Below are 23,136 nucleotides of genomic sequence, written 5' to 3'. Positions count from 1 at the left end.
CGAAGAGGGCTGCATGCGCTTCGGCCTCGTCACCTCTGGAGAGCGTTATGGCTGATACACCCATCCTGCAAATCGACAACATTGAAGTCCTGTATGAAAAAGCGATTCTTGCCGTCCGGGGCGTGTCGCTGAAGGTGCCCGAAGGTGCCGTCGTGGTCCTGCTCGGAGCCAATGGCGCGGGCAAGAGCACAACCCTCAAAGCCGCTTCTAACTTGATCAGTGCCGAGCGTGGGGAGGTGGTCAAAGGGCAGATTCTCTATCGAGGGCAGAACATCACCCGCAGCTCGACCAGCCATTTGGTGGCCAATGGTCTGGCGCAAGTGCTTGAGGGCAGGCACTGCTTCGCACACCTGACAGTGGAAGAGAACCTGCTGATTGGGGCGTTTGTGCGCAAGCCGTCGCGGCAGGCATTGAAGGCCAGTCTTGAGCGCATTTACGCCTACTTCCCACGGCTCAAGGAGCGGCGCAAAAGTCTGACGGGCTACACCTCAGGTGGTGAGCAGCAAATGGTCGCCATCGGTCGTGCGCTGATGGCTGAGCCACGCCTGGTGTTACTGGATGAGCCTTCGATGGGGCTGGCGCCACAGATTGTCGAAGAGATTTTCGAGATCGTCGATCAGCTCAATCGTCATGATGGCGTGAGTTTTCTGATTGCCGAACAGAATATCAACGTCGCTTTGCGTTATGCCCAGTACGCCTATGTGCTGGAAAGTGGCCAAGTGGTGAGCGAGGGACCGGCGCACATCCTGGCCCAGCGCGAAGACATTCACGATTTTTATCTGGGCGGAAAGGGCGCTGCCGTTAATGGCTAGAGACGCCTGGTCGTGGGCGGCGAACACCTGAAAGCCAGGGCGCAAAGGATTGTGCGGGTACTCGATCACCCAACTGTATCTTTTGCACGGTTGGACGAAGGCGTAATGTGGCCAGCACTAATAGAGTGCTTATTGCTCACATGCTCGATATGGAGGCCCCATGTACTGGACGGAATTTCTGACTGTTGCCCTGATCCACCTGCTCGCTGTCGCCAGCCCCGGCCCTGACTTCGCCGTGGTTGTGCGCGAAAGCGTGACACACGGCCGCAAGGCAGGCACCTGGACCGCCATGGGCGTCGGCACGGCGATCTTCGTGCATGTGGGTTATTCGTTACTGGGCATCGGCCTGATCGTGTCGCAGTCGATCGTATTGTTCAACGCCCTCAAATGGGCGGCGGCCGCGTATTTGCTGTACATCGGCATCAAGGCCCTGCGCGCCAAACCGGCCAGCGCCACCGATGCGCCCGTCAACCTGCCCGTGGGCGAACGTACCGCACGCGGTGCCTTTACCAGCGGTTTCGTTACCAATGGACTCAACCCCAAGGCGACGTTGTTTTTCCTGTCGTTGTTCACCGTTGTCATCAACCCGCACACCCCGTTGATGGTCCAGGCCGGTTATGGCGTGTACCTGGCAGTCGCAACGGGCGTCTGGTTCTGTCTGGTGGCGCGGTTGTTCAGCCAGGAGCGCGTACGTGCAGGGTTTGCACGGATGGGCCACTGGTTCGATCGGGCGATGGGCGCGGTGCTGGTTGCGCTGGGCGTGAAGCTGGCCTTTACCTCGATTAATTGATGTCGGCGTCGTTTGCGCCTGGGTCTGCTCCCTCTCTGTGGGAGCAGGCGTGCAATAGGCCACACCCCTGAGAATCCCCTGATACGGATCGCTGTTTGATGGCGCAATGCCTGCATTCCGGCCCGTCCGCAAATCATCCCTTTGGCTGATTTGGCTGGCTAGCAAGGTCTCTAAAGTGCATATTTTTAAGCCAAGACTGTGCACTCAGAAAAGGGACTCCTATGTTGCAGACTCGCATCATTCCGCCAGCTGATGGCGCCTACCAGTACCCTCTTTTGATCAAACGGCTATTGATGTCGGGTAGCCGTTACGAAAAAACTCGCGAGATCGTCTACCGGGACAAGCTGCGCTACAGCTACCCGACCCTGAATGAGCGCATTGCCCGTCTGGCTAACGTCTTGACTGCTGCGGGGGTCAAGGCCGGGGATACCGTTGCCGTGATGGACTGGGACAGCCATCGTTACCTGGAGTGCATGTTCGCGGTGCCGATGATTGGCGCGGTGATCCACACCATTAATGTGCGTCTGTCGCCCGAGCAGATTCTCTACACCATGAACCACGCCGAAGATAAGTTCGTGCTGGTCAACAGCGAGTTCGTGGGGCTCTATCAGGCCATTGCCGGGCAACTGACCACGGTCGAGAACACCATTCTGCTGACCGATACCCTGGAAAAGACCGCCGATCTGCCCAACCTGATCGGCGAGTACGAGGACCTGCTGGCGGCCGCGAGTACTCAGTATGAGTTCGAGGACTTCGACGAAAACTCGGTAGCCACAACCTTCTACACCACCGGCACCACGGGTAACCCCAAAGGTGTGTATTTCACCCACCGGCAATTGGTGCTGCACACCATGGGGGTGGCGACGATCATGGGCTGTATCGACAGCGTGCGGCTGCTCGGCACCAATGACGTGTACATGCCCATCACCCCGATGTTCCATGTGCATGCCTGGGGCGTGCCTTATGCCGCGACCATGCTCGGGCTCAAGCAGGTCTATCCCGGTCGTTACGACCCGGAATTGCTGGTTGAGCTATGGCGCAAGGAGAAGGTTACGTTCTCCCATTGTGTACCGACCATCCTGCAGATGGTGCTCAACGCCAAAGCCGCTCAGGGCACGGACTTCTCCGGTTGGAAGATCATCATCGGCGGCAGTTCACTCAACCGTGCGACCTATGACGCAGCCAAAGCCAAAGGGATTCAACTGACAGCGGCTTACGGCATGTCTGAAACCTGTCCGCTGATTTCCGTTGCGCATTTGAATGACGAGATGCTGGCCGGCAGTGACGACGAACGCATCACCTACCGGATCAAAGCCGGCGTGCCCGGGGTGCTAGTGGATGCGGCGATCATCGACCTGGACGGAAACTTCCTGCCGGCGGATGGCGAGTCTCAGGGCGAACTGGTGCTGCGCGCGCCCTGGCTGACGGAGGGCTATTACCGCGAGCCGGAAAAAGGCGCCGAACTGTGGGCGGGTGGCTGGCTGCACACCGGCGATGTCGCGACGCTGGACAGCATGGGCGTGATCGATATTCGGGACCGGATCAAGGACGTGATCAAGACGGGCGGCGAATGGGTGTCCTCGCTGGCACTCGAAGATTTGATCAACCGGCATCCAGCGGTACGTGAAGTAGCAGTCGTCGGTATCGTCGACCCGCAGTGGGGTGAACGGCCTTTCGCGTTACTGGTGATACGCGAAGAGCACAACATCGGCGCCAAAGAGCTGAAGGAACATTTGAAGCCGTTTGTCGAACTTGGGCACATCAATAAGTGGGCGATTCCAAGCCAGATTGCCCTTGTTACTGAAATTCCCAAGACCAGTGTCGGCAAGCTCGACAAGAAGCGTATCCGCCTGGATATCATCGAGTGGCAGAAGACCAATAGCACCTTCCTCTCGACACTCTAAGTGCCTTTTGCCGTGCTCCCTGAGCACGGCAAGCCCCCAAGCAAGCGCTTGTCTTGCCAAATCCTGAAATTACGCCATTCTCCCGGTGCCCGCTGTGACTGGTCGGTCGAAATAGCCGTGCCAGAGGGTTTGCCGCTGTAAATCACACTTTAGAGGGATCAAGTGCTAGTACCTGCTGGCTATAGTCGGTACAGGGTCTTAGTAAGAGCGGCTATAACGCCCCTTCGTATCGCAGCCTTCTGGGCTGCCCGATGGGGTTAACACTCAAGAGCACTTGAGCCGGTCTGGAAAAGCCCACTGTCATAACAATAAAAGCACATGGAGTAGCGTCGATGACATCAGTTAACCAGTTCTGGCGCCGGGCGAAATTGCCTCTGGCCGTCAGCCTCGCCTCTACGCTCGCCGGTCCGGCATTTGGCGTAAGTTTCAACATCGGTGAAATCGAAGGTCAGTTCGACTCGTCGCTTTCGATAGGCGCCAGTTGGTCTACGCAGAATCCCAACAAGAATCTCATCGGTTCCAACAACGGCGGCCACGGCCTGTCGCAGACCTCCGATGATGGCCATTTGAATTTCAAGAGCGGGGAAACGTTCTCGAAGATCTTCAAGGGCATTCACGATCTTGAGTTGAAATACGGCGACACCGGTGTGTTTCTCCGGGGCAAGTACTGGTATGACTTCAAGCTCAAGGACGATGATCTCAACTTCAAGAACATCAGCGACAGTGGCCGCAAGGAAGCCGCGAAAGCGTCGGGCGCCGAGCTGCTCGATGCATTCGTTTACCACAACTACTCCATCGGTGATGAGCCCGGTTCCGTGCGGTTGGGTAAGCAAGTCGTCAGTTGGGGTGAAAGTACCTTCATCCAGGGCGGTATCAACAGCATCAACCCGGTCGACGTGTCGGCCTTCCGTCGTCCCGGCGCGGAAATCAAGGAAGGCTTGATTCCGGTCAACATGTTCTACCTCTCGCAAAACATCACCGAGAACCTCTCGGCCGAGGGTTTCTACCAGATTGAGTGGGACCAGACGGTCGTCGATAACTGCGGCACCTTCTTCTCGCAACCGGACGTGATCGCCGACGGCTGCAACAACAACCTGGCCGTACTGAAAACCAAAAATGGTCTCAATGGCGCGTTGCCAGCCAGTTTGCGTACACCCGTGTCCAACAGCCTGGCGGCCCAGGGCGTTACCTTCGGCAACCCGGATGAAGGCGTAATCGTGCGTCGTGGTCCTGACCGTGACGCCCGCGACAGCGGCCAGTTCGGCCTGGCCACGCACTACATGTTCGATCCACTGGACACCGAGTTCGGTGCCTATTTCATGAATTACCACAGCCGCAACCCGATCTTCAGTGGTAAAGGCGCCCCGGCCAGCGCTTATAGCCCTGCAAACCTGGTCGGTTCGCTGGCTCGCAATGGCATACCGCTCGGGACTGCTGCGGCTTTGGCACCGACCCTGCTGCCTTTGGTCGTGGCCGGCAACTCCAGCTATTACGTTGAATACCCGGAAGACATTCGTCTGTACGGCCTGAGCTTCTCTACCACCCTGCCTACCGGCACGGCGTGGAGTGGCGAGGTCAGCTACCGTCCGAACGCGCCGGTGCAACTCAACACCACCGACATCCTGTACTCCGGTCTTACGCCGTTGAACCCGAACGTATCGCTGCTGCAAGGCAAGCCGGGTGCTGACCAGTCGGGTTATCGTCGCAAGGAAGTCACCCAGTTCCAGACCACCTTCACCCAGTTCTTCGATCAGGTGATGGGCGCTGAGCGACTGACTGTCGTGGGCGAAGTCGGCTGGACTCACGTCGGTGGGCTGGAAAGCACCTCGAAAGTCCGTTATGGCCGCGACCCGAGCTACGGCCCAGGTCCTCTGCCTAATGGTCAGTGCGCCACGCTCAACGCCAGCACCCTGGCCGGCGCCGCCCAGAACAACGTCTCGCGTTATTGCGAAAACGATGGTTTCACCACGGCTGACTCCTGGGGCTATCGTGCTCGTGCGATCTGGGATTACAACAGCGTGTTTGCAGGTATCAACCTCAAGCCAAGCGTGGCCTGGTCGCATGACGTCTCCGGCTACTCGCCGGGTCCTGGTGGCAACTTCGAAGAAGGGCGCAAGGCTGTCAGCCTCGGCCTGGATGCCGAATACCAGAACACCTACACCGCGAATCTTTCGTACACCAACTTCTTCGACGGCAAGTACACCACTGTGGATGACCGCGATTTTGTTGCGCTCAGCGTTGGCATGAACTTCTAAGAATACGGTTTTTTTCAGGACGACTATGAACATGAAAATGACAAAGGGTCTGTTACAAGTCGGTGTACTGGGTCTGTCATTGCTGGCGACCGGGGTGATGGCTGCAGTGTCGGAATCCGACGCCGCCAAACTGGGTACAACCTTGACGCCGATGGGCGCCGAAAAGGCCGGCAACGCCGCAGGGACGATCCCTGCCTGGAGCCCGCTGCCGAAAAACGCTGGCGCTGTGGACAGCAAGGGTTTCCTTGCTGACCCCTATGCTCAGGAACAACCGCTGTTCGTGATCACCGCGCAAAACGTCGATCAGTACAAAGACAAGCTGGCGCCAGGGCAAATAGCGATGTTCAAGCGCTATCCGGAGACTTTCAAAATGAAGGTCTTCCCGTCCCATCGCGGCGCGACTGTGCCTGATGATGTGTTCGCAGCGATCAAAGGCAACGCGACCAAGACCAAACTGGTCGCGGGTGGTAACGGCCTTGAGAACTTCAAAACCGCGATTCCATTCCCGATCCCGCAAAACGGTTCTGAGGTGATCTGGAACCATATCACCCGTTATCGCGGTGGCAGCGTTCAGCGTCTGGTGACCCAGGCCACGCCGCAGGCCAACGGCTCCTACAACCTGGTTTACTTCAAGGATCAGTTCGTTTTTCGCGATAACGTGAAAAAATCTGGCGCTGACGACGCGAAAGCCAAGTCTGGCGATGAAGACGAGAAAACCGGTGACACCAGCAACATCCTTTTCTACTTCAAGCAGGAAGTCACCGCGCCAGCGCGTCTGGCCGGTGGGGTACTGCTGGTGCACGAAACCCTCGATCAGGTTAAAGAACCGCGTATGGCCTGGGTGTACAACGCCGGTCAACGTCGCGTACGTCGCGCGCCACAAGTGTCCTATGACGGGCCGGGTACCGCAGCAGATGGTCTGCGCACCTCGGACAACCTGGATATGTACAACGGCGCACCTGATCGTTACGACTGGAAACTGATCGGCAAGCAGGAAATGTACATCGCCTCTGACAGCTATAAGCTTGATGATCCGACCCTTAAATATGCCGACATCATCAAGGCCGGTCATATCAATCAGGATCTGGCTCGCTATGAACTGCGTCGTGTCTGGCACGTGACCGCCACTTTGAAGGAAGGCCAGCGCCACATCTATGCCAAACGTGACTTCTTCATCGATGAAGACACCTGGCAGGCAGCGGTGATCGATCACTACGACGGTCGTGGTCAACTGTGGCGTGTGGCGGAAGCTCACTCCCAGAACTACTACAACGTACAAGTGCCGTGGTACACCCTGGAAACCCTCTACGATCTGCAATCGGGCCGTTATCTGGCGCTCGGTATGAAGAACGAAGAGAAGGCGGCTTATAACTTCAAGTTCGAGGCGAGCGTCAGCGACTTCTCTCCTTCGGCCTTGCGTCAGTCTGGCGTACGGTAACGATTCATCGCTAAACGCACACTGAAAACGCCCCGACTGTTCGGGGCGTTTTCTATTGAGAGCCCCGTGTTCACGGGGAGCGATGCGTATTGTTTTAATCTTTTTCTAAAAATGCGCCAAATTCCTTCAAAAGGGCCGACTTACCCGCTAGTCTGCGGACATCTGCAATGCCGATAACAGCACTTTAATAAGAGCCGGCTATGACTGATTTGTCTCGTCTGCAAGGGTTTGACAGCCACGCGGTTACCGCGTTGGAAGGCCGTTTTTTTCGACCACCGTTGCCCGAAGGTTATGTACTGCGCCCACGTTTATGTGAGCGCTTGAGTGCAGGCCTGGCGGGGCGGCTGCTGTTGGTCTGCGCCCCGGCAGGTTTTGGCAAGAGCTCGCTGGCGGTAGAGTTTTGCCAGAGCCTGCCAGCTCAGTGGCAAAGCCTGTGGCTAGGGTTGAGTCATCGCGACAATGATCCGGGACGGTTTCTCGAGCGTCTGCTTGCCGGTCTGCAACAATTCTTCCCTCAACTGGGTACCCAGGCGTTGGGTTTGTTGAAGATGCGCCAGCGGCATCAACCTTTTGCATTCGAAGAGTGGCTTGATGGCCTGCTTGATGAGCTGACCACGCACCTGATGCTGAGTAAGCCACTGCTGCTGGTGCTGGACGATTACCATCTCGCTCAAGGGCCGGTGCTCGACCGCTGTCTGCAGTTTTTCCTCAATCACCTACCCGCCGGGCTGATCGTGATGGTCACCAGCCGTCAGCGTCCGAACTGGCACCTGGCACGGCTGCGACTGTCGCGCCAATTGCTTGAGCTCAATGAGCAGGATTTGCGCCTGACCAACGCCGAGTCGGTGGCGGTGCTCGATCAGCACTCTAATTCGCTGGACAGCGAGGCGCTGCAAAACCTGATTCAGCGCAGCGAGGGTTGGGTAGCCGGGTTGCGCTTCTGGCTGTTGGCCGCGTCTGAAGCGGGCAGTGACAACGCGTTACCGCAAGCGCTGCATGGCGGGGAAGGGCTGATTCGTGATTACCTGCTCGAAGAGGTGATCGACTTTCTACCGACTGATGTTCAGGCATTTTTGTACGATACCGCCTGCCTGGAGCGTTTTTGCAGCGAGCTGTGCGACGCCGCTCGCGAAACGTATGACAGCGCCGAAATGCTGCGTTATCTGCAAGCGCATCAGGTGTTCCTGGTGCCGCTGGATGAGCATGGCCGCTGGTTTCGTTATCACCATTTGTTTTCCGACCTGCTGCGCACCCGGCCCGGCGCCGAGACCGGTCCGCAGCAAACCCGCTTGCACCTGAATGCCTGTCGATGGTTCAGCGACCAGGGCCTGCTTGATGAGGCCGTCGAACAAGCCTTGCGTGCAGGGCATCTGGATGTCGCCGCCAATCTGGTACAGAACCTGTCCGAAGAGCAGCTGCTGGCGGAGCAGAACGTCGGCATGCTGCTGCGTTGGAAAATGGATTTGCCTGACAGTCTGCTGATCAGCACGCCACGCTTGATCGTGCTCTATAGCTGGGCGCTGGGCCTGGCGTGCCAGCTGGATGCCGCTGAAGAGCTGGCCAGCCACTTGAGTCGCTTTCTGCCCGCCCCCTCGGCGACAGCGCAGAAATCCATGCTCGCCCAGTGGCTGGCGCTCAGCGGGATTATTGCCCGAGGGCGTGGCGACAGCGCCAAGGCCCATCTCTATTGCAACGAAGCGCTGCGCAGCCTGCCGCATAAACGGTATGGTCAACGGCTGACGTGCCTGTCGACGCTGGCTAATCTGGCCATTGCCGAGGGCGACCCCCTGCGCGCCCGGGTACTCAATCGCGAGGCGCTTGAGTTGGCGCAGCGGGTCGCCAATCCGTTATTTGAAGCCCTTGCCCATTATGATCGGGCGCGGGTGTTGCAGGCGCGTGGCGAGGTATTGCGTGCGCTGGACGAAGTCCATCAGGGCCAGGAGCGACTCAAGGGTTTATCGGCCCAACGGCTCTATGCTGTTCGTGCGCGGCTGACATTGTATGAAGGCTATCTGCTGACGATGCGCATGCAGCCTGAAGCGGGGCGTGCGCGGCTGTTGGCCGGGTTGACTGAAGCGCGAGCCTGTCGTGATATCAGCGTATTGATCGGCCATTGTGTGATCGCCGGGCTGGACGGGCGCGACGGTCGTTTTGCCGAGGCCTTTGCCGAGCTGGGCGAGGCCGAGCGCTTGATGCACATCTGGGACGTGCCGCCGATCTACTACCTGGCCATGATCACGCTGGTCAAATGTGAGCTGTGGTTGTTGCAAGGCCGCATCGACCTCGCCGAAGCCTGGTTGGTGCGGTTGGCGCAAACCTATGGCGGTGATCAGGCCGCTGCCGCACCGGAGTGTCATCCGCAACTGCCGCAGCACATCGAATTACAGCGCGCAGTGCTCGAACGCATTCAAGGGCTGCTGCCCGAATCCGAGCAGCGGCTGCTCGCCCTTGAACAGCAGGCACAAAATACCGGTGCCCACTCTATTTATGTCGCCGCGCTGACCCAGCAAATCCTGCCGCTGTTGGGCACCGCGCGCGAGGCACAGGCACGGACACTGCTCACCCGTAGTCTGCAAGCAGCCACCGGGGGCGCGCTTCTGCCGTTCTACTGGCTGGTGAGCGGGCACCCCGATTGGTTGCGAGAACAACTGCTGCAAAGCGCACCGGGCGTTGTTCGCGATTCGTTACGGGAACTGTTACCGCCTGCGCTCGCCTTGCGTGAACCCAGCGAGCCTCTGCACTGCGCAGAACAACTCAGCGCCCGCGAACTCGCCGTACTCCAACTCATCGCTCAGGGCTGCTCCAATCAGCAAATCAGCGAACAGTTGTTCATCTCCCTGCACACCGTAAAAACCCACGCCAGCCACATCAACAGCAAATTAGGGGTCGAACGGCGAACGCAGGCGGTGGCACGGGCGCAGGAGATGGGGTTGTTGGGGTGAAGGCAACCCGGCGGTGCAAGCAGTTAAGGGCGTGTTCCACCCCTTTGGAGTGCGCGATGGAATCGTGGCATTGCGCAGGCGTTAATTAACCCGTTGAAGGATATGTTCCGAGCCCTACCCCGAGTCGTGCAACTCCAATTTTTGGCGACCCTGTGCAATAGCGCAGGCGGTATCGTCAAGCTCTTCATGCCTTTGTTTTTTTACGAGGCTTATGGGTTTGACTTCACTGTGATTGCTTTGCTCATGGCGGCCTATGGCGCTGGGTGCATCATCGGTGCTTACTCAGGCGGGGTTTTATCTGAATACGTTGATTGCCAGTGGGTGGCGGGTTTTTCGTTGCTGTTCAGCGGCCTGTTTGCCGCTGCGCTTGCCCTGCATTTGCCTTTGGCCTTGCTGTTTTTGGTAGTGCCTTTGGTGGGGCTTTTCGATGGCGCGTTCCGCCCTGCCAATTTACGGTTGGTCATGGACGCCAGCCCGAAGCAGTTGCAGATCCGTGTGCAGGGTTTACATCGGGCTGTGTTCAATCTGGGTGTTGCCTTGGCGGGCGTCATGGCGGGTGCACTGGTCAGTCTAGGGTATGGCTACGTATTTCTTTTCCAGGGTGCGGTGAATGTGCTCGGCAGCGTGTGTCTGGTGGGCTACGCCTTGAAACATGCAGGCCGAGTTCGATTGCATGTCGAGGTGGCGACCAGCGACCTTCAGCGGGAGGTCTTGGCATTAAAAGGCTCGCCCTGGAAAGATCGACTATTTCTGGTGTTCATCGTGGGGCAACTGTTAGCGCTGGGTGTGTTCGATCAAATGTACGGCACGTTTGGACTTTTTTTACGCGAGCACGCTACCGCTGGCCCAGAGTGGATTGCTTATCTTTTTTCCATGAATGCGTTGCTGGTGGTCTTGCTGCAGATGCCGGTAACGCGGTGGATTGAGCGTCACGGGGTGGTCATCGCCTCGCGGCTTGGCGCTTGTCTGCTCAGTTGTGCTTTTTTGTTTCTTAATGCGGGCAGTCATATCGGCTGGGCCATCGTGACTATGCTGACAATCACGGCGGCAGAACTGCTTTTGACCCCCGCGTGGACGTTGGCGGTGCTAGAACGCTCTCAGCATCGTCAACGAGGTAAGTATCTGGGGATATTCAGTGCTGGCTGGCTGGGGCACTCGCTTTATGGTCCCAGCGTCGGTGCCTGGTTATACGGAGCCTATGGTGGACCGACACTGTGGTGGATCTGCGCGTTGGTGGGCGGGACGGTGTTCTTGCTTCACTATTCGACAATCGCGCGTCTGAACGCCCCTCCAAAAGCCGTGATCCTGCCGGAACGCATCGGAGCTCCTTAGCGTTCAGGACGTCAACCGAACAGGTTGCCTTCGGCTAATGAGAGGCCAGACCAAAGTTCTTCAGCGTTGGTGATGCCCCAGTCCTCAGCCAGCTCGATTTGCACAATTTTGTCTGGTTCCTCGAGGCAGGCAAGGTCAATGACCTTATGGGGAATCGCCATTTTGTTTCGCGTCGACAGGAATACTTTAACTTTGGGTGTCAGAAGGGACTGTTCATTCTGCTCAATGACTACGCCCATGCGACCGCTTTGCAGGCTGACTAAAGCGCCGATGGGGTAGATGCCGATGGTTTTAACAAAGTTCTGGAAAACAATTTCATCGAAATGCCCTTTCCAGGAGGCCATTTCGCGAATGGAGTGTGCAGGACCCCAGCCCTTTTTATACGAGCGCTCAGACGTCACCGCGTCATACACATCGCACACCGCGCCCATCCTGGCAAACAGACTGATCTGGTCCCCAGCCAAGCCATGCGGGTAACCCAAACCGTTGATTTTTTCGTGGTGATGCAGGCATACGTCAAGCACGTAAGCACTGACGTCCTCGCTCCTCTCCAGAATTTTCAGCCCCTCTTCAGGGTGGCTCTGGACGAGTTTGAACTCCTCGGGTGTCAGCTTTCCGGCCTTGTCGAGGATGGCGCTTGAAATCATCATCTTGCCGACATCGTGCATGAGGCCGGCCATCCCTGCTTCACGGACTTGCTCCTCGCTCATCTGCAGTTGTCGAGCCAGGGCAATCATCAATATACACACGGCCACGGAGTGCATGTAGGTGTAGTCGTCAGACGTTTTCAAGCGCGCCAGACTGATAAGCGCATGGGGATGGCGAAGTATGGAGTTGGTTATTTCATCCACCAAAAAAGCGCCATCCTCCACTTTTATAGCCTTGCCCAGTCTTGCGTCACTGAACATGGTGACGACGGCTTCTTTGGCTCGCACACAAATCTTTAAGGCCTGGGACAGCTCTTCATCCAGACTGACCCTGGAGGGGATGGTCGTGGGCTCTACGACGGGAATGGGTGGAGAAAGCGGAAGGACAGGCGCCTCGAGGTGTTGAGGGTTATCGCCAGTCACAGGAGGATGACCTTTGCTGGTGTCCACCCACACTTCTGTAATGGCGGACTGTTGGATCCGTACAATATCCAGAGCATCTTTGAGTTCAAAGCTGCCTTTCCAAAAGGGATGCGCAACCCACGCACCACAGAATTTATGGATGTACATGCCAAGGGCAAGTTCAGAGGTAGGGATTTTCTTCAGCATCGCCAGTTTCTCAGTACCGCCAAGCCTTCCTGCAAGTAGGCCGGCCCTATTCTTGTGACCACGAAAACAAAACCCGTCACGACGCCTGATATTTTAGGTGAGCAGTCGACATTGCTTCACCCTGTAGAGCGTGCTTAATGGCGTGATCGGCTCGCGATGATTGCATAGTGCCATTATAGCCTGCCCCTTCCCGAAAAAGCGTGCAAAGCTAAACGGTGGTTTTGCTCTATTTTTTTATTTTAAATTTATACGATATAAATCAATAGGTTGCTGTGATTATTCTCAAATTTTCAATTGTAACCACTGCGCGTGTCGGGTGTTTCGTGGAAAAAAATCAGTAAGCTTTTTGATGTTTTTTCCTGGGGCCCGCCCATGCTGGCGGCCTCGGGCAATCGGATGCAAACCTCGGGTCTACAGGCGAGGTACTCAGTGTGGATAGGGTGCAAGCCGACGCTCGACGGCATGGCCTCTACAATTCAAACTTACGTCTATCCATCTCCCGGGAGGCCCCATGCAAGTCGCCAAACCGTCACTCATCCGCGAAACCTTCCCCGTCGGCCCGTTGCAGTGCAACTGCACGATCATCGGCGATCCCGTCACCAAGCAAGCGATCGTGGTCGACCCGGGTGGCGATCATGAGTTGATTCTGGCTCGGCTGGACGCGTTGGGGCTGCGGGTGGTCAGTATTATTCATACCCATGCGCACCTGGATCATTTTCTGGCTTCCGGGTTGATGAAGGAGAAGACCGGGGCGACGTTGCATTTGCATCGGGAGGACAAGTTCCTCTGGGACAACCTGGAGATGCAGTGCCAGATGTTCGGTGTGCCTTATACGCCGGTACCGCCACCGGATTGTTGGTTGGCCGATGATGAGGCGTTGCCGTGTGGCTGCGGCGTGGCGTTGCACACCCCTGGGCATACACCCGGTTCGATGAGCTTCTGGTTTGCCGACGACAAGCTGTTGATTGCTGGCGACACGTTGTTCAAGCGTGGGATTGGGCGCACGGATTTGTGGGGTGGCGATCAGGCGACTATCGTTCGTTCGATCAAGCAGCGCTTGTACTGCCTGGACGAAGAGGCGACGGTGATCACCGGTCATGGCCCAGAGACACGCTTGGGCGATGAGATGCGCCAGAACCCTTACGTTCGGGCGTGAATTTTGTTACATCGGGTTTATGGAATTTTTTCCTTAAGTGAGGCTCTAATCGCCGCACGGTCTGCGTCTGACGTTCGTTGCGTTATCGAAAGCGGCCATAAAAAGTAGCCCTAGGAAGTTAAACAGGAGTTCCTCAATGTTCACCTCGCGTCGTTTGATTCTTGTCGCTACTGCTGTTGCCTTGTTGTCCGGGTGCGCGTCGCCTAATCCTTATGACAACCAAGGACAGGCTGATAATTCAGGTGGTGTCAGCAAGACCGCCAAATACGGTGGCCTGGGTGCGCTGGCCGGGGCCTTGGCCGGTGCTGCGATTAGTCACGATAACCGTGGCAAGGGCGCGCTGATTGGCGCAGCGGTTGTCGGTGCCAGTGCTGCCGGTTACGGTTATTACGCTGACAAGCAAGAAGCCGAGTTGCGCAAAAGCATGGCCAATACCGGGGTAGAGGTGCAGCGTCAGGGGGATCAGATCAAGCTGATCATGCCGGGCAACATCACCTTCGCTACGGACTCTTCAGCCATTGCCAGCAGCTTCTATTCGCCGCTGAACAATCTGGCCGGCTCCTTGAAGCAGTTCAACCAGAACATGATTGAAATCGTGGGCTACACCGACAGCACCGGTAGCCGTCAGCACAACATGGACCTGTCCCAGCAGCGTGCGCAAAGCGTAAGTACGTACCTGACTTCGCAAGGCGTCGACCCTTCCCACCTGTCCGTGCGTGGTGCGGGTCCGGATCAGCCGATTGCGAGCAACGCCGACGTGAATGGCCGGGCGCAGAACCGTCGGGTTGAAGTCAACCTGAAGCCTATTCCGGGTCAGCAATACCAGCAGCCGCAGCAGTAAGTCAGTATTTTTATATCGGCCGCTAACCCGGCAGGAGCGAATTCATTCGCTTCTGCCGTCAGGTTGCGATCAACGCTTTTGTGGATACTCCTGATGCAGGCGATCCAGCAATAAATCCTTGTCTTCCCACAGTCGGTTGATCCACTGCTGGAATTCCAGGCGGTATTCACCGTCCTGGTCATAATTGCTGCCGATGAACTGCGTCGGGATTTTGATTTCTTCGAAATGCGCGACCACTTCCCTGACGTTACCGCACAGCAGGTCCCAGTAACCTGGGCGCCCGCCAGGGTAGTGGATGGTCACGTTGACGATGGCCTCCAACTGATCGCCCATGGCGTCGAGCACAAACGCGATGCCGCCCGCTTTGGGTTTGAGCAGGTGGCGAAAGGGCGAATTTTGCTCGGCGTGTTTGCTCTCGGTGAACCGCGTGCCTTCCACGAAGTTAAAGATGCCCACCGGGTTATTGCGGAACTTGTCGCAAGTACGCTGCGTGGTTTCCAGGTCTTTGCCCTTCTTCTCCGGGTGTTTGGCCAGGTACGCCTTGGAGTAACGCTTCATGAACGGGAAACCCAGCGCCCACCAGGCCAGGCCAATAACCGGTACCCAGATCAATTCCTGCTTGAGAAAGAACTTCAGCGGACGGATGCGCCGATTGAGCACGTATTGCAGGACCATGATGTCGACCCAGCTTTGATGGTTGCTGGTAATCAGGTACGAGTGTTGATAGTCCAGGCCTTCGAGCCCGCTCAGGTGCCAGCGGGTGTTGCGCACCAGCTTCATCCAGGTTCTGTTGTTGCTGATCCAGGCTTCGTGGATGTGGCTCATCAGCCAGTCGGTCAAGCGTTGGGCGGCAGGGAAGGGCAGGCACAGCTTGAAGATGGCGACCACGAACAAAGGTGTGCAGCAAACGATTGTATTAAGCGCCAATAGCAGCGAGGCAATCACGCCTCGCAATGGGGCAGGTAAAAAATCCATGCGGGGCAGGGCTCCAAAAATAGTTCAAGTTCCGCCGGACTTCCCGGCGGCTGTTATTGGGGTCAGGAAAGGTTGTCAGCCTGAATCGCCGTAAGGGCGATGGTGTAGACGATGTCATCGACCTGAGCGCCGCGTGGCAGGTCGTTTACCGGTTTGCGCAGGCCTTGCAGCATCGGGCCGAGGCTGACGCAATCTGCGCTGCGCTGCACGGCTTTGTAAGTGGTGTTGCCGGTATTGAGGTCCGGGAACACAAACACCGTGGCGCGTCCGGCGACCGGGCTGTTGGGCGCCAGTTGGCGGGCGACGGTTTCGTTGGCGGCGGCATCGTACTGCAGCGGACCGTCGATCAAAAGATCGCTCTGGGCCCGATGCGCCAGCTGCGTGGCTTCACGGACTTTTTCCACTTCTTCGCCGCTGGCCGAATCGCCGCTGGAGTAACTGATCATCGCCACCCTTGGCGCAATGCCGAAAGCCACTGCCGAATCGGCACTTTGCAGGGCGATTTCAGCCAGCTCGTTGGCGCTGGGGTGCGGGTTCATGATGCAGTCGCCGTAGACCAGCACCTGCTCCGGGAGCAGCATGAAAAATACGGACGACACCAACGTGCAGCCCGGCGCGGTCTTGATCAACTGCAACGCCGGACGGATGGTATTGGCGGTGGAGTGGATGACCCCGGAAACCAAGCCGTCGACCTCATCGAGCGCCAGCATCATGGTGCCGATCACTACGGTGTCTTCCAATTGCTGCTCGGCCATCGGCGCGTTGAGGCTCTTGCTTTTGCGCAGCTCGACCATGGGTGCGATATAGCGTCCCCGGATCAGGTCCGGGTCGAGAATTTCCAGCCCTGCTGGTAACTCGATGCCCTGGGCCTTGGCCACGGCATAGACTTCTTCTGGCTTGGCCAGCAGCACGCAACGGGCGATGCCGCGCGCCTGGCAGATGGCCGCCGCCTGGATGGTCAACGGTTCGCTGCCTTCCGGGAGGACGATGCGCTTGTTGGCGGCCTGTGCGCGCTGAATCAATTGATAGCGAAAGACCGCCGGGGACAGGCGCATTTCCCGAGGCGTGCCGCAACGCTGGTGCAGCCATTTCGCGTCCAGGTGCCCGGCGACAAAATCGGTAATGATTTCCGCGCGTTCGCGGTCATCGATAGGGATCTCTTTGTTCAGTTGGTTCAACTGGTTCGCGGTGTCATAGGAGCCGGTGCTCACGGACAGTACGGGCAAGCCTCCTTGCAGCGCGCCACGGCACAGTTCCATGATCCGTGGATCAGGCACGGTGTCGCTGGTCAGCAGCAGACCCGCCAGCGGCACGCCGTTCATCGCAGCAAGGCTGACGGCGAGGATGATGTCATCGCGATCGCCAGGTGTTACCACCAGTACGCCCGGTTTAAGCAGCGACACGGTGTTGAGCACGGTGCGTGCGCAGAGGATGACTTTGGACATGCGCCGTTGTTCGTAATCGCCGGCATTGAGTACCTGTGCGCCAAGCAGATCGGCCACATCGCGGGTGCGCGGGGCGTTCAGGTCAGCCTGAAACGGAATACAGCCCAGCAGGCGGAAATCACCGTTACGCAACAAAGGCGAGTGTTCTTTGAGGCGCGCGGCGAAGGCCTCCATGCTTTCGTCGGTGCGCACTTTGTTCAAAATTACGCCGAGGACTTTCGGGTCTTTTGGGCCGCCGAACAGTTGCGCCTGCAATTCGACCCGCCCGGACAGCTCGGTCAGCACTTCGTTTTCCGGTGCGGAGACCAGAATCACTTCGGCATCCAGGCTTTTCGCCAAATGCAGATTGACCCGCGCGGCGTAGCTGGCATGGCGGGTAGGGACCATGCCTTCGACGATCAGCACATCCTTGCCTACCGCAGCCTCTTGATACAACTGGATGATTTCTTCCAGCAATTCATCCAGCTGGCCGTCGCCGAGCATCCGCTCGACATGCGCCAGGCCCAGCGGTTTAGGCGGCTTGAGGCCGTGGGTGCGAGCGACCAGTTCGGTGGAGCGCTCTGGCCCCAGATCGCCCGGATGAGGCTGGGCAATGGGTTTGAAAAAGCCGACCTTGAGCCCTGCGCGTTCAAGCGTGCGCACCAGGCCCAGGCTGATGGAAGTCAGACCCACACCGAAGTCAGTGGGGGCGATAAAAAAAGTCTGCATGCGGGCTTCTCAATTGAGCAGTGCAAGGGCGGCGCGGATCAGCCAGCCAAAATACCGGTTTACGTCACTGATTCTTTTTGTACATTACGGGCACGCTATCGATTCGCGGTGCCTCAGTGGGGCATAAGACTATCGTTATCCGGGCCCTGCGCACACCAGCCACAGCTAAAGCTTTTACCTATTCGTTGTTGCCGTTGCGCTGGATCAAGCACCCAGGGCCGCGATTGCCATGGCGGTTGATGGCGCAGATGCTGAGTGTGGCCGCAGGAAAGCACGGCAATCCAGTGCCCATCCTCGTCCTGACGAAACTCAAGGAGTGTCGGGTTTTCCAATCTGGGCCGTCCGTCAGAGTTGCGTTCGCTTTCGGGCGATTGCTTGGTTAAACTTGATCGTTCTTCAATCTTAAGCAAAAGGTCTTGCCCCATGCCGATCGCCGCCAACAAGGCTGTCTCCATTGACTATACCCTGACCAACGACGCTGGTGAGGTCATCGACAGTTCCGCCGGCGGCGCGCCGCTGGTCTACCTGCAAGGTGCAGGCAATATCATTCCGGGCCTGGAGAAGGCTCTGGATGGTAAGAACGTCGGTGACGAACTGAAAGTGTCCATCGAGCCGGAAGACGCTTATGGCGAATACCTGGCCGAATTGGTCAGCACCCTGAGCCGCAGCATGTTCGAAGGTGTCGACGAACTGGAAGTGGGTATGCAGTTCCACGCGTCGGGCCCGGACGGCAGCATGCAGATCGTGACTGTCCGCGATCTGGACGGCGATGATGTGACCGTTGACGGCAACCATCCTTTGGCTGGTCAGCGTTTGAATTTCGAGGTCAAGATCATTGAAATTCGTGACGCCAGCCAGGAAGAAGTCGCTCATGGTCACGTGCATGGCGAAGGCGGCCATCACCATTGATTTGTGCTGCTAAGCTCTGTTAGCCGGCAAGGCGCCCAGGCAGGTGTGTGAAGACGACTGGTTCGTTTCCACGGCCTGATACGGGCGCCTTTTTAGTCCGCTAGTTATTTAGGAGTTCGTCATGAGTGCTTTTCACGACACGACATTAAAAGCTCTGGATGGCCAGGAATTGCCTCTCGCGCCCCTCAAGGGCAAAGTCGTGCTGGTGGTCAACGTCGCCTCCAAGTGTGGTCTGACGCCGCAATACGCGGAGTTGGAAAAACTCTACCAAAAGTACAAGGATCAAGGCTTCAGCGTGCTGGGTCTGCCGTGCAATCAATTTGCTGGCCAGGAACCTGGGTCCGAAGCGGAGATTCAAGAATTCTGCACCCTGAATTACGGAGTGACATTTCCGTTGGGTAGCAAGCTTGAAGTGAACGGCGCTCATCGTCATTCGCTGTACCGTCTGCTGGTCGGTGAAGGTGCCGAATTTCCCGGAGACATTACCTGGAACTTCGAGAAATTCCTGGTAGGTAAAGACGGCCGCGTCCTCGCGCGGTTCTCGCCAAGTACGTCGCCAGAAGATCACGCAGTGGTTCAGGCTATTGAAAAAGCCCTGAGCTGATCCACCGGCTTCGCCCGCCGGGTTGCCATTCGAGCACGCCCGGCAAGCTTTTCCCCTTCAGGTTCTGTCCATTGAACCCCGCTATTTGCCTTTATTCTCTCTCCGACTTTTACTACTAAATCACCCAAATCAATAGTGCTGGCAGAAGCGAGACGACCGGTCATATGCTTCGCGCCATGAGCACATCCATTCGACTCGACAAGCGTGATCTGATCCTCGCCAAAGGCGCCCACCTGATGACCCGGCGCGGTTATCACGGCACGGGCGTGCTGGAGATTGTCCAGGCCGCAGGTATTCCCAAGGGGTCGTTTTATCACTACTTCGCCAGCAAAGAAGACTTTGCCGTGCAAGCGCTGGAGTATTTGTATGCGCCGCGATTGCAGCGTTACGCCGCTGCGCTGGCAGACCCGGCGCAGAGCCCGCGTGAACGGGTCCTGAGTTACTACCGCGACCTGCTCGAGCATTTTTCCCGACAAGAGAAACCTGAGTATCACTGCTTTATCGGCAGCTTGAGTTTCGAAATGGCGGATGGCTGCCAGCCCATCGCCCGTCAGGTGGAACAGATCCTTGAGCGTTCGGTGGCGATTCTTGCCCAGTGCCTGACGGCCGCCCGTCAGGCCGGTGAGTTGCCTGGCAATACCGACTGTGCCGCGCTCGCCGAATTTATCGCCAATGCCTGGGAAGGGGCGTTGATGCGCATGAAAGTGGGAGGCAGTGTCGCCTCCCTCGACGTTTTTCTGAACCAGCTTGAGCGTCTGTTGGCGCCTGGCCCCACTGATACCGATTGATCCCCGAGGAGCGTCACATGCCAGTCAACGCCTTGTTCAAACCCTTTCATCTGGGCCATTTGCAATTGCCTTCACGCGTGGTCATGGCACCCATGACCCGCTCGTTTTCCCCAGGTGGCGTGCCTAACTCCAAAGTCATCGAGTATTACCGCCGGCGCGCTGCCGCAGGCGTAGGTCTGATCATCACCGAAGGTACGACGGTCAATCACAAAGCCTCTAACGGTTACCCGAACGTCCCGCAGTTCTTCGGTGAAGCGCCGTTGGCCGGTTGGAAAAAAGTCGTGGATGCGGTGCATGCCGAAGGCGGCAAAATCGTCCCGCAACTGTGGCATGTGGGCAGCGTTCGGCGCGTCGGCACGGAACCTGACGCCAGCGTGCCGGGTTACGGGCCAACGGAAAAACTCAAAGACGGTCAGGTCGTGGTGCACGGCATGTCCAAACAAGATATTCAGGACGTGATTGGCGCCTTCGCTCAGGCAGCCAGGGACGCCAAAGCGATTGGCATGGACGGCGTTGAAATCCACGGCGCTCACGGTTATCTCGTCGATCAGTTTTTCTGGGAAGGCACCAATCAGCGCACGGATGAATATGGCGGCGATCTGGCCGGACGTTCGCGTTTTGCCATCGAGTTGATCCAGGCAGTGCGTGTTGCGGTCGGCCCTGACTTTCCGATCATCTTCCGTTTCTCGCAGTGGAAGCAGCAGGACTACAGCGCACGTCTGGTGCAGACGCCGGAAGCGCTGGGTGAATTCCTCAAGCCGCTGTCAGACGCTGGCGTGGATATCTTTCACTGTTCGACACGTCGCTTCTGGGAACCTGAGTTCGAAGGCTCTGATCTGAACCTGGCCGGCTGGACCCGCAAGCTGACCGGCAAGCCGACCATCACCGTGGGCAGCGTCGGGCTTGATGGCGAGTTCCTGCAATTCATGGTTAATACCGACAAGATCGCGCAACCGGCGAGCCTGGATAACCTGCTGCAGCGTTTGAACAACGACGAGTTCGACCTGGTCGCGGTAGGCCGTGCGCTGCTGGTGGACCCGGACTGGGCGGTGAAGGTGCGTGATGGCCGCGAGCAGGACATCCTGCCGTTCAGCCGTGACGCCTTAATGACGCTGGTCTAAAGCCTGTAGGTGCGTGGGGGACGCCCCCCCCCACGCGCTTACAATAATTGCCCCATGGGCAACGCCTTGGTGCTCATCTCGCGCGCACTGCGTAGTTGTCTTTCGAACAGGTCGATAATCGCTCCCCATCCCTGACGACTGGCGTGTTGCCGCGCGTTCAAGCGGACTCTGCGCAGCGTTTCGCTTTCTTCGAGCAACCAACGTGCGGCATCGATAAACGCTTCTTCATCCCCCGGCATCGCTAGCGCACCATTGTGCCCATGACGAATATGCTGAGCCGCCGCGGCCTGGTCATAGGCGATCACGCCCAGCCCGGACGCCAAGGCCTCAAGCACCACATTGCCAAAGGTTTCGGTCAGGCTCGGGAAGACAAAAAGATCCCCCGATGCGTAGTGCGTCGCCAGCATTTCACCCCGTTGTGTACCGCAGAAAATCGCGTTCGGCAGTTGCTGTTCCAGCGTCGTTCGTTGCGGGCCATCGCCGACGATAATCAACTTCAGCGTTTGTCGAGGGTGTGCCGCTTGCAGGGCGTCGAAGCTGGTTTTAAGCAGGCCCAGATTTTTCTCGGGAGCGAGCCGGCCCACATGCAGCACGGCAATATCGCCCACACCCAACCCCCAGCTCTCACGCAGCGCCGCTGAACGTTTCGACGGATGAAACAACTGACTGTCGACGCCCCGCGACAGCAGTTCAACCCGCTCAAAGCCTCGACGCTCCAGCTCCATTTTCTGGCTGAGGCTGGGCACGACGGTGATCTGTGAGCGATTGTGAAACCAGCGCAAGTAATGCGTCAGCAGACGGGTGACAAACCCGAACCCGTATTCGTGGGTGTACTGCTGGAAGTTGGTGTGAAAGCCGCTGACCACGGCAATTCCCAAGCGCCTGGCCGCGCGCAATGCGGACAATCCCAGCGGCCCTTCGGTGGCGATGTACAGCACATCCGGGCGTTGCCGCGTCCAGCGCCGCAACAGCTTGTGCATTGATGATTGCCCCCACTGCAAACCGGGATATCCCGGAATCGGCCAGCCACGGCACAGCATTAGATCGTCCGCGGCGACAAACCCGGCATCTTCACTCTGGCGCGGACGTATCAACTCGACACGGTGACCGCGCAGACGCAGGCCGTCGCACAACCGACCAAGGGTATTGGCCACGCCATTGATCTCGGGCGGGAAGGTTTCGGTAATCAGGGTGACATGCAAGATCGTGCTCATGACGTCAGTCTCGGCTGAGGCCATGTCGCTTATGTGGTGATTTGATGATGGATTTGTGACAGTGATGGGCGCGGAGTTTACCAGTTCGCCATTTCACGGAACTTCTGTGGTAATCCATCATTGAAATTCAGCATTTTCTCCAGGATTGTTGCTGGAGGTGTACCCTTTGCTTGTTCTGTTTCATACAGTTCAATTCGTTCTTTTCTTATCGAGAACATTGTTCTCTCAAAATATGAGGTTGTGGTATCAGTCACAATTTCGCCGGTCGAGCTATAGCGAATAATAGGGTAGTCAGTAAGATCATGCATTTCTCCGTTGAGAGAATTGTAGGCATAGCTATGAGCCAGCCGCGCAGCCTCTTGCTGGTCGTTGTTGGCTCTGTCCAAAAGAAAACTTCTGAGCGATACGCTTTTAGCACTTTTAGTGTGTTCTTTGTGCGTTTCGGATGCTGTGACTGCCTCGTTAAAGTTCTGCATGAATGACTTGCCTGCGCTATCGAGGGGCCGTAACGACGTTGCATCTTTAGCTTCTGGTCGAGTTGTTTCAATCGGGCGGGTTGAATTGATCGATGTCTCAATACGCATAATGTTTTCTCGCGAAAGGTGTTCGACGCCGAATGACCGGTAGCGCTGGCCGACGAAGGCTG

General features: G+C 57.5%; 18 protein-coding genes and 1 pseudogene. 13 read left to right on the top strand and 6 right to left on the bottom strand.

Features of this window, described 5'->3' with window-relative positions:
- Nucleotides 1–47: 47 nt before the first annotated feature.
- The 7 genes from AC1MEA_RS02805 (at nucleotide 48) to AC1MEA_RS02775 (ending at nucleotide 11,473) form a co-directional block, all read left to right on the top strand.
- Complete coding sequence (locus AC1MEA_RS02805) at nucleotides 48–812, top strand: ABC transporter ATP-binding protein (RefSeq protein ID WP_219063524.1); 765 nt, start codon at nucleotides 48–50, stop codon at nucleotides 810–812.
- 160 nt (nucleotides 813–972) lie between these two features.
- Nucleotides 973–1,602: a LysE family translocator gene (locus AC1MEA_RS02800; RefSeq protein WP_322278403.1), complete on the top strand. Its 630-nt coding sequence runs from the start codon at nucleotides 973–975 to the stop codon at nucleotides 1,600–1,602.
- Nucleotides 1,603–1,823: 221 nt separating this feature from the next.
- Entirely contained in the window at nucleotides 1,824–3,506 is a 1,683-nt protein-coding gene (locus AC1MEA_RS02795; RefSeq protein ID WP_480916616.1) for a fatty acid--CoA ligase, read from the top strand.
- A 332-nt stretch (nucleotides 3,507–3,838) separates the two neighbouring features.
- Nucleotides 3,839–5,761, top strand: coding sequence for a DUF1302 domain-containing protein (locus AC1MEA_RS02790; protein WP_449635313.1), 1,923 nt, complete (start codon nucleotides 3,839–3,841; stop codon nucleotides 5,759–5,761).
- A 31-nt stretch (nucleotides 5,762–5,792) separates the two neighbouring features.
- On the top strand, nucleotides 5,793–7,199 hold the full coding sequence (locus AC1MEA_RS02785; protein ID WP_219063528.1) for a DUF1329 domain-containing protein: 1,407 nt from the start codon (nucleotides 5,793–5,795) through the stop codon (nucleotides 7,197–7,199).
- 200 nt (nucleotides 7,200–7,399) lie between these two features.
- Nucleotides 7,400–10,141 carry a winged helix-turn-helix domain-containing protein gene (locus AC1MEA_RS02780; protein ID WP_480916614.1) on the top strand — a complete coding sequence of 914 codons (2,742 nt, stop codon included), beginning with the start codon at nucleotides 7,400–7,402 and terminating at the stop codon, nucleotides 10,139–10,141.
- Between the two features lie 126 nt (nucleotides 10,142–10,267).
- The gene (locus AC1MEA_RS02775; protein ID WP_480916612.1) at nucleotides 10,268–11,473 is read left to right on the top strand and encodes an MFS transporter; all 1,206 of its coding nucleotides are present in this window, start codon (nucleotides 10,268–10,270) and stop codon (nucleotides 11,471–11,473) included.
- An 11-nt stretch (nucleotides 11,474–11,484) separates the two neighbouring features.
- On the opposite strand, the gene AC1MEA_RS02770 is transcribed toward AC1MEA_RS02775, so the two are convergent.
- Complete coding sequence (locus tag AC1MEA_RS02770; RefSeq protein WP_480916610.1) at nucleotides 11,485–12,729, bottom strand: cyclic di-GMP phosphodiesterase; 1,245 nt, start codon at nucleotides 12,727–12,729, stop codon at nucleotides 11,485–11,487.
- Nucleotides 12,730–13,240: 511 nt separating this feature from the next.
- On the opposite strand from AC1MEA_RS02770, the gene AC1MEA_RS02765 reads away from it, so the two are divergent.
- Both AC1MEA_RS02765 and AC1MEA_RS02760 read left to right on the top strand, forming a co-directional pair.
- The gene (locus AC1MEA_RS02765; RefSeq protein WP_449635309.1) at nucleotides 13,241–13,885 is read left to right on the top strand and encodes an MBL fold metallo-hydrolase; all 645 of its coding nucleotides are present in this window, start codon (nucleotides 13,241–13,243) and stop codon (nucleotides 13,883–13,885) included.
- Nucleotides 13,886–14,021: 136 nt separating this feature from the next.
- Nucleotides 14,022–14,726: a YiaD family glycine zipper/OmpA-like lipoprotein gene (locus AC1MEA_RS02760; protein ID WP_480916609.1), complete on the top strand. Its 705-nt coding sequence runs from the start codon at nucleotides 14,022–14,024 to the stop codon at nucleotides 14,724–14,726.
- A 69-nt stretch (nucleotides 14,727–14,795) separates the two neighbouring features.
- Here AC1MEA_RS02760 and AC1MEA_RS02755 read toward each other — a convergent pair whose 3' ends face one another.
- The 3 genes from AC1MEA_RS02755 to AC1MEA_RS02745 form a co-directional block, all read right to left on the bottom strand.
- The gene (locus AC1MEA_RS02755) at nucleotides 14,796–15,701 is read right to left on the bottom strand and encodes an acyltransferase (protein ID WP_480916607.1); all 906 of its coding nucleotides are present in this window, start codon (nucleotides 15,699–15,701) and stop codon (nucleotides 14,796–14,798) included.
- Nucleotides 15,702–15,763: 62 nt separating this feature from the next.
- Complete coding sequence (gene pta, locus AC1MEA_RS02750) at nucleotides 15,764–17,854, bottom strand: phosphate acetyltransferase (protein WP_480916606.1); 2,091 nt, start codon at nucleotides 17,852–17,854, stop codon at nucleotides 15,764–15,766.
- Between the two features lie 113 nt (nucleotides 17,855–17,967).
- The gene (locus AC1MEA_RS02745) at nucleotides 17,968–18,264 is read right to left on the bottom strand and encodes a DUF3565 domain-containing protein (protein ID WP_480918092.1); all 297 of its coding nucleotides are present in this window, start codon (nucleotides 18,262–18,264) and stop codon (nucleotides 17,968–17,970) included.
- A 13-nt stretch (nucleotides 18,265–18,277) separates the two neighbouring features.
- Between AC1MEA_RS02745 and AC1MEA_RS02740 the strand changes: the two genes are divergently transcribed.
- The 4 genes from AC1MEA_RS02740 to AC1MEA_RS02725 all read left to right on the top strand — a co-directional run bounded on the left by AC1MEA_RS02740 (nucleotide 18,278) and on the right by AC1MEA_RS02725 (nucleotide 21,276).
- Nucleotides 18,278–18,763 carry an FKBP-type peptidyl-prolyl cis-trans isomerase gene (locus tag AC1MEA_RS02740; RefSeq protein WP_449635306.1) on the top strand — a complete coding sequence of 162 codons (486 nt, stop codon included), beginning with the start codon at nucleotides 18,278–18,280 and terminating at the stop codon, nucleotides 18,761–18,763.
- A gap of 121 nt (nucleotides 18,764–18,884) precedes the next feature.
- Complete coding sequence (locus AC1MEA_RS02735; protein WP_449635305.1) at nucleotides 18,885–19,367, top strand: glutathione peroxidase; 483 nt, start codon at nucleotides 18,885–18,887, stop codon at nucleotides 19,365–19,367.
- A gap of 176 nt (nucleotides 19,368–19,543) precedes the next feature.
- Nucleotides 19,544–20,155, top strand: a complete 612-nt coding sequence (locus AC1MEA_RS02730; protein ID WP_219063538.1) for a TetR/AcrR family transcriptional regulator — start codon at nucleotides 19,544–19,546, stop codon at nucleotides 20,153–20,155.
- A 17-nt stretch (nucleotides 20,156–20,172) separates the two neighbouring features.
- Complete coding sequence (locus tag AC1MEA_RS02725; RefSeq protein ID WP_480916604.1) at nucleotides 20,173–21,276, top strand: NADH:flavin oxidoreductase; 1,104 nt, start codon at nucleotides 20,173–20,175, stop codon at nucleotides 21,274–21,276.
- Nucleotides 21,277–21,359: 83 nt separating this feature from the next.
- On the opposite strand, the pseudogene AC1MEA_RS02720 reads toward AC1MEA_RS02725, so the two are convergent.
- Together AC1MEA_RS02720 and AC1MEA_RS02715 are read right to left on the bottom strand one after the other, a co-directional pair.
- Nucleotides 21,360–22,490 (bottom strand): annotated as a pseudogene (locus tag AC1MEA_RS02720) (glycosyltransferase family 4 protein); the annotation flags it as partial.
- 77 nt (nucleotides 22,491–22,567) lie between these two features.
- Nucleotides 22,568–23,074 carry a hypothetical protein gene (locus AC1MEA_RS02715; RefSeq protein WP_480916603.1) on the bottom strand — a complete coding sequence of 169 codons (507 nt, stop codon included), beginning with the start codon at nucleotides 23,072–23,074 and terminating at the stop codon, nucleotides 22,568–22,570.
- Nucleotides 23,075–23,136 lie beyond the last annotated feature (62 nt).

This window comes from Pseudomonas sp. ASL8, from assembly GCF_056680355.1.
This window is presented reverse-complemented; position numbering and strand designations above follow the sequence as displayed.

What these genes read in the sequence shown, in the direction of transcription:
- AC1MEA_RS02805 (WP_219063524.1), top strand. Translation starts at nt 48, where the DNA reads ATGGCTGATACACCCATCCTGCAAATCGACAACATTGAAGTCCTGTAT.
- AC1MEA_RS02800 (WP_322278403.1), top strand. Translation starts at nt 973, where the DNA reads ATGTACTGGACGGAATTTCTGACTGTTGCCCTGATCCACCTGCTCGCT.
- AC1MEA_RS02795 (WP_480916616.1), top strand. Translation starts at nt 1,824, where the DNA reads ATGTTGCAGACTCGCATCATTCCGCCAGCTGATGGCGCCTACCAGTAC.
- AC1MEA_RS02790 (WP_449635313.1), top strand. Translation starts at nt 3,839, where the DNA reads ATGACATCAGTTAACCAGTTCTGGCGCCGGGCGAAATTGCCTCTGGCC.
- AC1MEA_RS02785 (WP_219063528.1), top strand. Translation starts at nt 5,793, where the DNA reads ATGAAAATGACAAAGGGTCTGTTACAAGTCGGTGTACTGGGTCTGTCA.
- AC1MEA_RS02780 (WP_480916614.1), top strand. Translation starts at nt 7,400, where the DNA reads ATGACTGATTTGTCTCGTCTGCAAGGGTTTGACAGCCACGCGGTTACC.
- AC1MEA_RS02770 (WP_480916610.1), bottom strand. Translation starts at nt 12,729, where the DNA reads ATGCTGAAGAAAATCCCTACCTCTGAACTTGCCCTTGGCATGTACATC.
- AC1MEA_RS02765 (WP_449635309.1), top strand. Translation starts at nt 13,241, where the DNA reads ATGCAAGTCGCCAAACCGTCACTCATCCGCGAAACCTTCCCCGTCGGC.
- AC1MEA_RS02760 (WP_480916609.1), top strand. Translation starts at nt 14,022, where the DNA reads ATGTTCACCTCGCGTCGTTTGATTCTTGTCGCTACTGCTGTTGCCTTG.
- AC1MEA_RS02755 (WP_480916607.1), bottom strand. Translation starts at nt 15,701, where the DNA reads ATGGATTTTTTACCTGCCCCATTGCGAGGCGTGATTGCCTCGCTGCTA.
- pta (WP_480916606.1), bottom strand. Translation starts at nt 17,854, where the DNA reads ATGCAGACTTTTTTTATCGCCCCCACTGACTTCGGTGTGGGTCTGACT.
- AC1MEA_RS02740 (WP_449635306.1), top strand. Translation starts at nt 18,278, where the DNA reads ATGCCGATCGCCGCCAACAAGGCTGTCTCCATTGACTATACCCTGACC.
- AC1MEA_RS02735 (WP_449635305.1), top strand. Translation starts at nt 18,885, where the DNA reads ATGAGTGCTTTTCACGACACGACATTAAAAGCTCTGGATGGCCAGGAA.
- AC1MEA_RS02730 (WP_219063538.1), top strand. Translation starts at nt 19,544, where the DNA reads ATGAGCACATCCATTCGACTCGACAAGCGTGATCTGATCCTCGCCAAA.
- AC1MEA_RS02725 (WP_480916604.1), top strand. Translation starts at nt 20,173, where the DNA reads ATGCCAGTCAACGCCTTGTTCAAACCCTTTCATCTGGGCCATTTGCAA.
- AC1MEA_RS02715 (WP_480916603.1), bottom strand. Translation starts at nt 23,074, where the DNA reads ATGCGTATTGAGACATCGATCAATTCAACCCGCCCGATTGAAACAACT.